The sequence below is a fragment of the Mucilaginibacter sp. P2_A4 genome (genome assembly GCF_056405015.1).
In genome coordinates this window covers 775,019-789,107 of the sequence record NZ_JBFUCX010000001.1, presented here as the reverse complement: position 1 = coordinate 789,107, position 14,089 = coordinate 775,019, and the positions used below count along the sequence as shown (strand labels likewise).

Here is a 14,089-nt window from a genome sequence, read left to right as displayed (position 1 = left end):
TAGTAATATAGGTTTAGAAAAGTCGATATTTATTTAAACTGCATTAAGCTTTCCAATATCCGGATCCCCGAATCGCTGATAGCAGTTTGTTGAGGCTGCCCGCCAGCAAATACTTGCTTGCACCATTGCAGCACTAAATCATTCGGGTATTGTTTAGTCTCCTCATTAAGCCAGGCGCCTGCCTTGTCCCTACCCTCTTGCTTTTCAATAGCCCATGCGGTTACTAAATGATTAGCTGGCAAAAAGTTACTTACCGTGTTTTCTGTTTTAGGGTTAAAAGCGATGATCTTTTGCAGGTATTGCTTTGCCTCATCGTTTTTACCCATTTTAAGATAACATTGGTAGCTCATCCAATCTTCTAAACGTTCATCCAGGTTTTCGGCATATGGCTTGCCTACACCTAAATTAGCGGGCCATTTTTTTGCCTCATTGATAAAGTTTAAAGCACTACTATAATTTTTAGATCCCATCTTCTGAACGGCTTGCATCAGCTCGGTTTCCCGGTATAGCTCCCGGCCAATGGTTGCTCCCTCAAAAGGTAAAATATCTAAATGAGATAAAAGTATGCCGCAATCATGGTAACGCTTGTTTAACAGCAGCGTTTTAGCGTATAAAATACCAATGATATAATTATCCGGGTGCAATTTGTAAAAGGGCTCAACGGTAGTCAACGCGTTTGCATATTGGTTATGGCTTACATAATACTCGGCCAATAATTTATTGTAACGCCAGCCCTTATCCAATTTTACCGCCATTTTCAAATCAGCCAGATCATTAGCATCTCCCATTAACATTGCTGCCCGGGCGGCGTAAAAAGGTGCAAAATCTGGTTGGTTAGCACATTGAGCAAACAACTTTTTGCTTTCATCAATGCGGTTTCGATCCTTGTATAACAACGCCAGGAAATATTTCGGTTTCCAGTTGTTGCTTTGATGGATGGCCCATTGCAATACTTCTTCATCACTGTTGCGGAAAGGAAATACAAAAGCAACTGTTGAAGCATTGGCTTTATCTAAAAACAGTGTAAAGGGTTTGCCCGCCTTACTTTGCAAAAAAGCCAATTTATAATTAACCAAAGCATTGGCAGGCGATAGTTGTAAAACCTTTTCGCCTTCATTATTGCATCCATTTTTATAATAGCTATCTGCCAGTTCTAAATAGCTTTCAATAGGTTGCTCATTGCGGATCATGGATGTAAAGCTGGTTTTATTTTCCTGGGATGATTGCCATAAATACTTTTCAAACCTTGCAAAATGATTAAGCGGCTCGTAAGCTAATATGGTATCCAATACCTGTATGGCACTTTTGTGATCATTTAAATTACGGTAAGCAATGGCCTGTACCTGTAACGCCGAAATATCGAATCGGTTAAAATCCAATGCCTTGGATGCAAATTCCAACGCTTTTGAATAATTCTTTTCCCGGAGATAAAGACCACTCAAAGCCGAGTACGCCGCATTACGGTATTCAACCGATAAAGAAGCTATATCAAAACCATCTTTGGCGTCAACTATGTTGCCCATTTGCGCATTGATGACGCCGTAATAATAATTTGCCGCGGCATCATTGGTATTAATACTCAATGCTGTTTTTGCATAGGTTAAAGCATCGGCATAACGCATATTATGAAATTGCAGTTCGGCCATTTGTACCAAGGCAGGCAAAAAGTAAGCGTCTTTTTTTAGCGCAGCCTGTAGTTTTTCTTCGGCAGATGGATACATTTTCTGATCCATGAACTCCTTACCCTGAGTGTATAGCCCATATGCGCTGTCCCAGTCAAAATCCTTAGGCAAATCAAGCGGGCGACTTAAATTATCTGCGTCCGCTTTAGATTGATAGGTTAGTTTGTTGACGCCCAATGAAACAACAACATCTCCGGTGCCTGCCTTTATGGAGTCGGCAAAGATCTGCAGCGGATTTAACGAGAGTTTTTTATTGTAAATAACCTTATCGCCTTGTTTAACTTCAAGTACATCATCTATCTTTTGTACAGGGTTGAAGTATAATTTCAGCCAGCCATTATGAGCTATAACATTTAAAGCGCCATAATTATTAGCCTCTACAAATCCTTTGGTTTTCATTACAGGATACCAGTACTCTGTCCAGGAATCTGAAGCGCCCGGCGCGAAACCTTTATGTTTAAAGGGAGTAAATGTACTTTTTACCGCAGTTTGATTAAACAACCTCCCCGATTGTATCTCGGAGTATTGACCATCATGATCGGTAAGCAGTTTTTCCCAGATCATGCCCTGATCAGACAGCCCCCAGATCCAGATTTTTTTGCCGGCTTTATCTTCATGACCGCCATAGCGAGCCATGCCGAAATCGTCATCGTGCCAGTAGGCGCCAAAAAAATCGGTGTACTTGCCAAACACATGATATGACTTATAGCCGCCGAAATTATTGTTCTCATAGAAAGATATATCTTTTCCGTTTTGCCTGTTTACAGGCCAATCGCTGTACTCTCCCTCATGACCCAGGTAATTGGTGCCCGGGAAAATATATTGCAGGTTTCCCTTTGTTTTTATACCGGTGTTCATCCAGTGATAATAAGGCTCCTCCGTTGGGGTAGAATTATACCAGAACGATTTTATAGTAAAATAGGCTTTATCTTTTGGCAGGTTCACCTCCATTGTCCAGGTAGTGCGGGTTAGCAGATCAAGTACACTGATGATACAGCTTACACTTCCATCAGGATTTTTGCGCACCAGGTAATCAACCGGCGTAACCGAATTGGGTGTATGCCCAATGATGCCATAATTTGGTTCGATACCTCCACTTGTCCAGGGGCCACGCATGGCAATATCCCTAAACTTTACTACGTGATTTTCATAAACAATGGGCTTACCGGTTGACTTTTCAATAGCCGACCAAATCTTGCCGCCTATCTGCGGCAAGATGGTCAGTTTTATATATTCGTTTTCCAGTTCCACAACCTTCCATTCCTTTTGCACCGGCTTATCCGTAAATCCATCGTAACGGAAATAGGGATAAATGTTGGTAAACGCCGGGATTGGGTTAGGATCCGCGAATGGATAAGTAGTTATAGTTTTGTTGTATTCCTTAATACTCGCGTCCTGCTGGGCAAAAGCATTTAAGTTGCCTATGCAAATGCATACGGCTATCAACCATCGTTTTTTCATGAGAACTAAGCTTTACTTAATGATCAATAACCAGCCTTTACCCTTTTCAACTGGGATCTTATCATTCAAGCCAAATGTTTTTGCAGGCTGAAAGCTTTTGATCTCTGGTGCTGTAATAGTTGCTTTAGCCGGATTGATACCCAACTTTGCCCAATCAATCTTTAACTGAAAATCAGTATCTCCGTTTTCCCAGCTGGCTACAGATACCATAACCGCCCCTGCTTTTTTATAAACGGTAGCCAGTACTTTAGGGTTATCGGTTTTTACAGGATTATCATCAACCCAATAGCCTATCATCTTAGCACCCTTCATACCGAAATTATCCCAGGCTTTCCAGATCGGGCGCGGATCTGCACCATCACTCCATGGCATGCGGTTAGTCATACCGTAAACCATACCTCGCCATTTGTTACCACCGCCCTGTAGCATCTCTCCCATTAAACCAAATGGAATACCACTTACTTCGGTCAGGAAAAAATCAGGATCGTTTTTCTCGTAATCAAAATACTCACCAAACCAAAGACGGTTTAAGTATGGAAAGTGCTCCATATACAGGTTTGCGCTGTTATTAAAACCATCGCTTTTGTTGTATTGATTCGCCGAATGAAGATCAATTATGCCGGGGTGACCATCCTTTGTCAGCACACGTTTTACACGTTTCATGGTAACACGGTCAAAAGCCACATCATCTAAATAAATACCGTCGATTCCTACATTTTGGGTTAGCCAGTTCATGCCTTCCACATAGTAGTTATGCCAACGGTTCATGCCGCTGTTAATAATGGCCGCATCCTTAATTTCGGGAACAAACCAGGCGGCAATGTAATCATCGCCCACATGCTCCTGCAGCCAACTGAAACCTCCGCCTTTACCGGGCGAATAGATCTCGTGACCAAGGCTCCTTAAGGCAAATGTTTCATAGGCATGGTTGGATAGTTCACGGATGGTATTATATATTTTAACTTTTAATCCTGCTGCATGAGCCGAATCATCATAGGCTTTCATTTTTTGCCATGCGATGAACGGATAATTGATAGTTGGGTTTATAGCAGTAGCATGGTGAATATTGATAAGCGTTGCACCTGCCTCCTTAATGGTATCTATAGGCTTGTAAGCGTGATAAAACCTTGTTGCCCACTGAAAATCGGTATTAATGGTATGGAACGGTGTAATTAACAACGTGAAATTATAATACAGCTCCTCGCCCTTTTTCAGGTTTCTTTCGCCGCTGTAGTTGTTAGCCAGCACCGCCTTGCCATCATCGGCTATTTTGATACCGCCTTTGTTATCATTGCCCCATGATGATGGCAGGATTAATGGTTTTTGCAGGTAGAAATTGGTGTTCAGCGGACGAACATATTTTTCATCGCGCAGGGAATACTGCAAACCTCCGTTTACGTTACCTACCCATGCACCATCCTGATTTTTATGTGCCACATCCCACTTCCACTCAAAGTTTTCGGGGCGATTGCCACCTTTTTGACCAAGACCTATCATGTATTTGGCATAATCCTTTTTAAAAGGGATATGCATGGTGATATCTTTTAAGCTCACATCCTGCAGGGCCTTTACTTTTACGGTATAGGCTATAAAACCATCAAACTCCAGCGACGCGGACACTGTCATTTGTAAAGTATCGTTGGTACTTGCTGCCGTCCATTGCACTGTACCGGCTTCCTTTTTGGTAAATTGAACGCCCTGGCTTTTCAGGTTCATTTTATTACCTGCGGCGTTAATAAAATGGAAATGGATCCCCTCGGTTAAAAGGTTATTAGGAGTGGTTGCATATTCCGTCATTTCTGGCGTAAAATAAGTTTGGATCTGCTTAGGGAAACCATCCTTATTCACTTCTACCTTTCTGCCCAACAGACTAACGGTATTACCGGTTATAGTCAATGGTGTATATGGAGCTATAACTGTATTTTGCTGTGCCATGGTGGAGTTTAACCAACCAAGCCTTGTCATTTTATAGGGCTCATTTACTCCGCCATCTTTGGATATTTTGTTGTTAACTTTTATAGAGATCGTAACTATTTTAGCCGGGTTTCCGTCAATGCTGATGGTAGCCTTACCAGTGTAAGTTGAGGGTAATGCAGTTGCGGGCACATCAACGCCACACCATAAAGCCTGGATCTCGCCAGCTGTTACATTTACCGTTTTAGTTAGTGGCTTTGCATCATAGGTAGTACCATTGGTATTGATACAAAACAAAGCAGATGATGGGATAGATTTGCCTGTTGGCGAAGTAAGGCCACTAAATGTAACGCTTACATTTTTGATATTTTGCAAGGCATAGATACCCAACTGGAAAGCGAAATTTTCGCCGCGGGCAGCTTCGCCTGTATAGGTATGCTGCGGACCACGCTCAACCCAGCGTTGAGGCAGGTCTTTAGTCATGCGGATGGAGTTCAACCTATCTTCAGGAAAAACCAAAAATGGCTCTGCTTTATTTTTGCTGATCAATGCATCTGTCTCTGCTTTAGTAGCAATCACCTCCATAGGGTAAAAACTATTAAATGCATCTATGGATTGAAACTCCTTTACATTGGCGGCTGGAATATTGGTATTTGCACCTACCGAGTTTAACCATTCGGCAGAAGCCTTAGTTTCCGGTTTAAGGTATACACCTTTAGGGTAGTTGGAGCGCCCCTCATTTTTATAAGGCATATAATACACAAAGTATGTTCCCTTACCAGATGTTGGCTCAAAGTAAAGCTCGCCGCTTTCGCGGTTTATCAATCCGGTTTTTATATTGGTTACTTTTTGCTTTGTTTTGGCATCCTCAATTATTATAAGCTTATTTTCAGGGTCGGTATCCCTGCGTCTCCAGGGGATAATTACTTTAGCAATTTTACCGGTTCCGTTAAAGGTTAACACCACCCTATGGTTTCCCAAAGAATCGGGTAGCCAGCAACCTTCGCAATTGGTATATGGTATTTTTTGCGCCGAAGCTGCAAAACCGGTTAACAGGAAGATGATGGCAAAAGAAAGTTTTTTCATGGTATAAATTTAGTCAGTATCTGTATACCTATCTATAAATGACAGGTATTTTAACGTTGCATTATTTGTTACTATGGCGACCTTGTTTAGCGGTAGACGCAAATACGCGTCTCTACGAAATTGGTCTGGCTTATTTGAACTATGTTTTTGTTACTTTAAATAGCGGGTGTAATGCCCTTACCTTCCCAGTAATCAATGATAGGCTTATAGGGGCCATATTTATGCTGCTGCTCGGTAAAGGGATCTTTAAAAGGCCCTTTGTCGTAATCTATAGCTTTTTCTTCGTAATTAGGATAATCCTCCTCCTTGGTTGTTTTAGCAACAGGGCGTTTATGCTTTTTATCATCATTAATAAAAGCCGCAATATCCAATGATTCCGCATCGGTTAAAAACGCGTTACCAGGCGTGGTTTTATCATATGGCATATTGCTTTTTAACCACTGTGCCAGTTTAACCACCCGGTGCATGCTTGAGCCCGGTCTGTAAGCCAACAATCCCCAAACAGGCGGATATTCATAAGATACATTACTTGCCAGCATTTTGCCCTCTCCGTTTTTGGCATGGCAACGCTCGCAGTGCTGCATGTATAGCTTTTCACCACGATCTGAGGATGCGGCAACCTCAGGCAACTCTACCGTCATGTTTTTCAACCCTTTAGTACGATTATCAATATGGGATGAATCGCTCAGGAATTTTAAATAAGCCATTATCGAAATCATTTCCTTACCATCCAATGGTAAAGGCCTGCCCAGGTTTGGGCGCATTACACAATTGTTTATTCGTTCGGCAAGTGATAATATCCGCCCCTCCCTTGCCCGGTATTGTGGATAATCACGAAAAGACCTTACCAGGTTAAAGGCATAGGGCCTTGTACCTGCATCACGGTGACAATTGGTGCAATTCATTTTATTGCCGGTATAATGCCCGTTAACACCATCGGGACCAATGTAATATGCGGTATGCAGCATGAGTTCGCGGCCATACCTTACGGCGGCGCCATATTTACCACGTGGTATTTTCAAGGTATCGATATTAACTAAAGTATCGGTACCGGCAGCTAATGAATCTGCTTCGGCTTGCTCTCCCTTAGCTCCATTACATGATGACAACAACTGAGCCGCGTTGGCAATAACAAACAAAAAGAGCAGGAACGTTATGTATTGATATTTCTTTTTCATTTTAATGATCTATGGTTTTAAATAAGGATCAAGTTGCTTGTATTTAATAAATTCGGCACGGTAAGTTGGTACGGATGTCTCCATCGTCCATTGTAAAACGCCTTTACTGTTAGCCAAAACTATAATGTGCCTTTTTGAGCAGCATACTAAAGTTGTTGTATCGTTGATCGTGTATGCGCTGCCCATACGACCGTTAAAAATCTCCTTAGGCAGTTGAAAGTGCATCGCTATTTTTGAACTTTTGCCCTGCTCATCAATTTTCATGGCAAACACACCCGACTGATGTTTCTCCACCCCGTTATCAAAAAACATTAAATTTCCCTGGGGATTGATATGCGCGGCATGTGCCTGGGTAAAATTGCATTCGGCAGGCATAGCTATGGTGCCCCCCTTGCCAAATTTATAGATCACCTTACCGGTTTTTGAATCAATCTTCCAGATCTGGCCGTTGTTGTAGAACGACATCAGGTAGTTACCATCGGTATCATAGTTTAAACTGTTGGCATGCATCCAGTCCTTTTTTGTTTTAAGCAGATGCGGATCTTTCAAAGGATCCATTACATCAAACACACTCCATTTCCATACCTGCTTACCGGTTTTATCCATTACTATAATGCCATCGCCATTTACCGTATCTTTTTTGCCACCACCGATGGAACCCAGATCCATTATTTTTTGATCTACAAACAAGGTTACCAGCTGGCCTTTATCATTCTTTAATATTTCATGATGGATAGTTTGCTTAAAATCACCCTGCCCCTTTTTCAGATGCAATAGCGTATCGCCCAGTAAATTAATTTCCAATATCTCGCTGCCATAGCTGGTAGGCTCGTCATTTCTGCCTAAAATGGAAAGCAGGGTGTTATCCTTTGTAAAATGAAGCACTTTAAAGCCCAGCCTATCAATCATATGGTACCACTTAATTTGCCCCTGGTAATCAACCAAATAAGCCACGCCCGGTGCAAAGCGTTTGTTGATGAGCATTAAACCATCTTTAAACTCAGCAGGCAGCGGTACTTTAGGCAAGCTTTTGGCTTTAAACTGATCCTGTAAAAACAGTTGCAGCTCATGCGATTTAAAAGTATATACTTTGCTTATACTTTTAACATCGTTATGGCTGGTAACAATATCATAAGCGTAATTTGTATTGGGTATAATATTGCAAAGTACAAGCGAATGTGAAACTGCATTTTTTGACAGAACCGACCTGAATTTTTTGCCGGTTTTATCAGCCCAATACTCCACATACACATCGGCGGGCCCGGTTGTGGTTACATCAACCTGAATTTTTAATTCATTATTGTTATGCAAGCCAACATGTATCTCCTTAACAAAATTGCTGCTTGAACAACCTGTAAAAATTGCCCCGACAATCAATATTGCTATACACACAAACCTATATTTCATTATACACCGGCTTTTAATGTTCATTACTTTAAATGGTAAAAGAATATACAACCTTTACAGGCTGTATATTCTTGTTGTTGGATCCAAGCTAATAATACTTATTGCCTGCCCGCATTACTTAAATTAGGGTTAATATTAACCTGGTTTAAAGGATAAGGGAAATACTGATCACGAGGCATAGCCACCGTTTGCGTTTGGCTGGTTCTTTTAAGATAGCCATTTACTACCTCGGCATATTTACCAAACCTCATCAAATCAGCACGTCTTTTGCCTTCGTAATATAACTCCCAGCCACGTTCCTGTAAAAGTGCATCGCGTAATGTTGCCTGTGTAAAAGCGCTTTGTACCAGCAATTTAGCATGCGATCTTGCTTTTACCAGGTTAATCAATGAAATGCTTTCGGCATTTGGGCCGTTAAGCTCATTTAGAGCCTCTGCTCTGCTCAATAATACATCGGCATAACGCAAAATATCAACACTGTGGCCATCATAATAAGTATTTGCACCATTTGGATCGGCATATTTCATGGTTGCCACATCGGGCATGTATAAAATACCTGCCGGTGGCGTAGCACCCAAAGTTGGTGCTTGTTTGTGGGTTAAACCATCAACACCAGCATACTCTGTAAAGAACATTTTTTTACGATCGTCCTGATCATCGTAGCTGTTGTAAAAATCCCACGTTACGGCGTAATACTGCCACCTATCGGTTAAAACAGGGTGATCAAGCGGGCCAAAGTGATTTAATAATTCGGTACCATTAACGTTGGCATCACTCAATACCGAAAAGATATTTTCTGAACACCATTTGTTATCTTCCTTAAATAAGCCTGCATAGGTTGAAAATAACTGGTAAACGTTAAGATCCATAACCTGCTTGGTCAGGTCGGCCGCTTTTTGCCATTGATGCTGGCGTAAATATAATTTAGCCAATAAAGTCATGGCTGCTCCCTTTGTAGCACGGCCAACATCATTTGTCGCGTAAATTTTATTGCTTTCATAGTCAACAGGCAAAGTGTTTATGGCCGCTTCCAGGTCAGTTATTAAAAGCGCATCTATCTGCGCAACAGGTGTAACCGGTGGCTGGCTGGTATATTTAGGATTAGCCACATCTTTTTCTGTAACCAATACTACAGGTCCCCAGGCATCGGTAAGATCCAGATAGGCAATAGCGCGCAAAAATTTCATTTCGGACAGGAACTGGTTTTTCGAATCAGCTCCAATTGTTGTCATAGCCGAAACATTATATATTGCGTTGTTCGCATCAGCTATCAGCTTGTAGATTTGTTTCCAATCCTCAGCTAATAACCCATTTGCCGAGTTCCATTGAACCAGTGAAAGCTGGCCTGGATCACCACTGTAGCTACAGTGACCTACATCGGTAGTTAAATCCGTAAGGGCAAAGTGCCTCACTGTCCAATAGTCAAAGTTATCGCCAACAGCCGGGCCTTTCAGACGCGCGTAAACTGCATTTACCGCAGCTATCGCATCAGACTGTGTACGGAAAGCATTGATACTGGTTAAACTGCTATATACCTTTGGGTCGAGATTTTTATTACAGGATAACTGCAAAAACATCGCCGCTACGATCAGGATAATATTATATTTTTTCATTTGCTTTAATTTTATGTTGATCCGCTAAGGGATGCTTATTTATTAGTGAACAGATACTTTAATACCAAATGCGAAGGTTCTGAATGCGGGGAAAGAGTTAAAATCCAATCCGCCTGATGTATTACCAGTGTGAACGTTCACCTCTGGATCGGTACCTTTATAATTGGTTACGGTAATCAGGTTCTGCGCTTCGGCATAAATCCTTATTCCCTGTACAATTTTAATGTTCTGGAATAATGATGAAGGGAAGCTATAACCCAATGAAACTGATTTTAAGCGGGCATAAGAAGCATTTTCAACAAAACGGGAGTTCACATAACCACCATAAGTACTCAGGAAATAACCTTCACGCGGGATATCTGTATTTTCGTTTTTACCGGCAACAAACCTGTTCAATGCATCAGTACTTGTTGTTGACTCCAACACCAGCCTGTTCATGTTAAATAATTTATAACCAAAGGCACCCTGGATAAAAATGTTGAGATCGAAACCTTTGTAATGGAAATCGTTACCAAAACCTGCTGTGAAGTGCGGGTTTGAATTACCTAAATATTTTTGATCATCAGGGGTTATTTTACCATCCCCGTTAACATCTGCATACTTAGGATCGCCGGGTTTTGAATTTGGCTGCGGTGCATAGGTTTCACCCGTTTTTAGCACTCCTGCGTATACATAACCATATAGCTCACCTAACTCCTGCCCTACTTCCAATCTTGAAAACTCACGACCAGAAACGGTGCCACTTGGATTGGCAGTATTGCTGCTAATTGTTTTGATACCGCCCAAATCCAACGCTTTTTGTTTGTTGTAGGCTATATTGAAGCTCGTATTCCAGGCAAAACCTTTTGAACGTACATTGTTCGTGTTTACAGAAAGCTCGATACCCCGGTTTTCGATAGCACCACCGTTTACTAACTGGGTGCTAAAGCCCCACCACTGACCAATTGGGATATTGATCAACAAATCGGAGGTCTTTTTACGATAAACGTCAACAGTAGCGTTGATACGGCCATCGGCAAAACCCACATCTAAACCTGCATCAAGTTGTGCCGTACTTTCCCATTTTAAGTTAGGGTTTGATAGGCTTGAAGGCTCAATACCTACCTGCAGCGGTCCACCATCACTCAATACAGTGCTATAGTTACCAAATGTACTCAGGTACTGGTAGTTGTTAATCCTGTCGTTACCGGTAACACCATAGCTCACCCTAAGCTTTAAATTTGAAAAAGTGTTTAAGTTTTTGATAAAATCCTCATCGGTAAATTTATAAGCCAGAGCTCCTGACGGGAAAATACCATGCCTGAAATTGCTACCAAATTTTGAAGAAGCATCATCCCTTAAAGTAAATGTTGCCAAAACCTTATCCTTGTATGAATAGTTTAACCTGCCGTAATAATCTGTAAGTGATGATTCTGATTTACCGCTATTGTAACCGTTAACAGTTGAACCTGCGCTCAGGTTGTAATACAGGAACACATCTGTAGGGAAACCTTTAGCACCGGCACTTAATGATTCAGCAACATCCCTTTGGTTGGAGTTACCTACCAATAAAGTGAAAGCATGGTCTTTAAAGTTATATTTATAAGTCAAATAGTTTTCAACCAACCATCTAAAGGCAGTAGACATTTGCTCGGTAGCGATCCCACCGTTTGCCTTACCTGCTACCAGTGTTCTTGGGGTGTACTGCCCGGCTGTAACCTGGCTGTATTCGCTACCTGCGCCTAAGTGGTAGGTAAGATTTTTAAATAAGGTATAATCTAAAGATATGTTACCGTTTATTAGTTTGCTGCCGCTTTTGTTGGTTGGCTCCAAAAGACTTGCCAAGGCATTGTTTTTACCCTGGTATACATAATAACTACCGTCGGCATTATAAACCGGGATGTTGGGCTGTGCAGTTAAAAGGCCAAACAATGGCGCAGTAATATCACCAGAATAAGATTGCAGTGTTGAGTTTGAGCTTGCGCCGTAAAAATTAGCGCCTAATTTTAAGTTTTCGTTCAGTGTTTTTTCGGCGCCTATCCTTGCGGTATATCTTTCCAGGCTGGTATTTTTTAATACCCCAAGTTGTTTTAGATAATTACCCGATACGTAAATTTTTGAGTCCTTATCAGCACTGCTGATGCTTAGGTTACGATTTTGCACCGTTGCATTTTGTGTAGCTGATTTTAACCAGTTTGTATTAGCCAACGGAAAGTTTGATGGAAATATAGCCGGTTTGCCATCTTCAATAGCTGTAGCGTTCTGAATATCGGTATACTGCTGCCCGTTTAATAACGACGGATGGTAGGTTAAGTACTGCTGGCCATTTGATACATCAGCATCGATAGCTACCTTGCCTATTTTCCCTTTTTTAGTAGTGATCAGCACCACACCATTGCCACCACGTGAACCGTATATAGCTGTTGCAGATGCATCCTTCAATATCTGGATGTCTTCAATATCGTTAGGGTTTATCTGGTTACCGTTATCGGTAATAAAACCATCAACAACATATAATGGCGAATTACTTGTATTAATAGAGTTACCACCCCTGATGGTAATAGAAATAGTACCCCCCGGTGCAAAGCTTGATTGTTGTACCTGCACACCAGCTGCCTTACCCTGTATAGCCTGGCCTAAGTTTGATGTAGTACCACCAAGGTTAAGATCATCACTTTTTACCGAACTTACAGAACCAGTAAGGTCGCTCTTTTTAACGGAACCGTAACCTACCACTACTACCTCGTTCAGTTTGTTGAGATCTTCCTGTAAGGTTACCGTTATTTCATTTGAGCTGCCTAAGGTTACCATTTGTGTTTTGTATCCTATATATGATACAACCAACACTTTTGAATTCCCTTTAAGGGTAATTCTAAACTTCCCGTTAAGATCTGTAGAGGTTGTATTTTTAACTCCCCTTTCCGTTACGGTAGCACCTATTATTGGACCGCCTTTGTCTATAATATTACCGGTGATAACTGTTTGTGCACTTGCCAGTGTTGGCAGCAGCAAAAAAAGATAACAGCAGATCATTTTAAAAAGGGTACCATAAAGCTTCTTTCTTGAAAAAGTACTTTTTGAGGAACCCGGATCAAGTTGTGTGTAAATTTTAATCATACATTTTGGGTGTTAGTATTAATTAATTGTTGCGTTTTAATAATGGTTTGATTGTTTTTGAATATTGGAAATTAGAGATATAGGCTTAAAAATGCCCACGCAAACACAGCGCAAACGTTTGTTTTGAAGAAACTTTGATTACGCAAACGTTTGATAAATAGCAAATTGCAGGTAATAAATGGCGCAAGGAGCGCAGATCTGCGAGGATTTAAGCCATTTTTAAAGAAGAATTTTGGGGCTTTGGATCAAAAACTTCCCAATTTAGGGAGGTGACGGAAATTTTTGATTTTGAGGGAGTTGGGAAAGATTAGCTTTCGCCCGTCAGACGTGATACGATTTAAAATCCGGCAACGCTGAAGGGGTAATAACAAGCGGCTAAAGACTTACGAGGTTTTAAAAACCTCGTAAGTCTGAGATTCTACAATTTGCAATAAGTGGTTGATAAAATTTGGATAACTCTAAAGGTGGAAACGACGTTTTAAAAGATTTGTCATCCTGAACGATAGTGAAGGATCTATTCGCCGATTTACAGGGCGAAGAAGCATGGCGAATAATAGATCCTTCACTATCGTTCAGGATGACAAAAAGTTTTTTTTTGCAAAAAAACGTCACAGGTAGGCACGGAGTAATAAACATTTACTATTATGGCCTG

Annotated in this window: 6 protein-coding genes; all 6 read right to left on the bottom strand. The window is 41.2% G+C overall.

Annotated features, from left to right (window positions below):
• Positions 1-29 precede the first annotated feature (29 nt).
• The gene (locus tag AC1DYB_RS03030; protein ID WP_477432307.1) at positions 30-3,143 is read right to left on the bottom strand and encodes a DUF5107 domain-containing protein; all 3,114 of its coding nucleotides are present in this window, start codon (positions 3,141-3,143) and stop codon (positions 30-32) included.
• A 12-nt stretch (positions 3,144-3,155) separates the two neighbouring features.
• Positions 3,156-6,143, bottom strand: coding sequence for a glycoside hydrolase domain-containing protein (locus tag AC1DYB_RS03025; protein ID WP_477432305.1), 2,988 nt, complete (start codon positions 6,141-6,143; stop codon positions 3,156-3,158).
• A 155-nt stretch (positions 6,144-6,298) separates the two neighbouring features.
• Positions 6,299-7,321 carry a c-type cytochrome gene (locus AC1DYB_RS03020; protein WP_477432303.1) on the bottom strand — a complete coding sequence of 341 codons (1,023 nt, stop codon included), beginning with the start codon at positions 7,319-7,321 and terminating at the stop codon, positions 6,299-6,301.
• A 9-nt stretch (positions 7,322-7,330) separates the two neighbouring features.
• Positions 7,331-8,728, bottom strand: coding sequence for an aryl-sulfate sulfotransferase (locus AC1DYB_RS03015; RefSeq protein ID WP_477432300.1), 1,398 nt, complete (start codon positions 8,726-8,728; stop codon positions 7,331-7,333).
• 98 nt (positions 8,729-8,826) lie between these two features.
• Positions 8,827-10,341, bottom strand: a complete 1,515-nt coding sequence (locus AC1DYB_RS03010) for a RagB/SusD family nutrient uptake outer membrane protein (RefSeq protein ID WP_477432299.1) — start codon at positions 10,339-10,341, stop codon at positions 8,827-8,829.
• A 42-nt stretch (positions 10,342-10,383) separates the two neighbouring features.
• Positions 10,384-13,437 (bottom strand): SusC/RagA family TonB-linked outer membrane protein, encoded by a 3,054-nt coding sequence (locus tag AC1DYB_RS03005; protein ID WP_477432297.1) that lies wholly within the window; start codon positions 13,435-13,437, stop codon positions 10,384-10,386.
• Positions 13,438-14,089: the final 652 nt, after the last annotated feature.

Excerpts from the sequence above, each read along its gene's own strand:
- AC1DYB_RS03030 (WP_477432307.1), bottom strand. The coding sequence starts at position 3,143 with ATGAAAAAACGATGGTTGATAGCCGTATGCATTTGCATAGGCAACTTA.
- AC1DYB_RS03025 (WP_477432305.1), bottom strand. The coding sequence starts at position 6,143 with ATGAAAAAACTTTCTTTTGCCATCATCTTCCTGTTAACCGGTTTTGCA.
- AC1DYB_RS03020 (WP_477432303.1), bottom strand. The coding sequence starts at position 7,321 with ATGAAAAAGAAATATCAATACATAACGTTCCTGCTCTTTTTGTTTGTT.
- AC1DYB_RS03015 (WP_477432300.1), bottom strand. The coding sequence starts at position 8,728 with ATGAAATATAGGTTTGTGTGTATAGCAATATTGATTGTCGGGGCAATT.
- AC1DYB_RS03010 (WP_477432299.1), bottom strand. The coding sequence starts at position 10,341 with ATGAAAAAATATAATATTATCCTGATCGTAGCGGCGATGTTTTTGCAG.
- AC1DYB_RS03005 (WP_477432297.1), bottom strand. The coding sequence starts at position 13,437 with ATGATTAAAATTTACACACAACTTGATCCGGGTTCCTCAAAAAGTACT.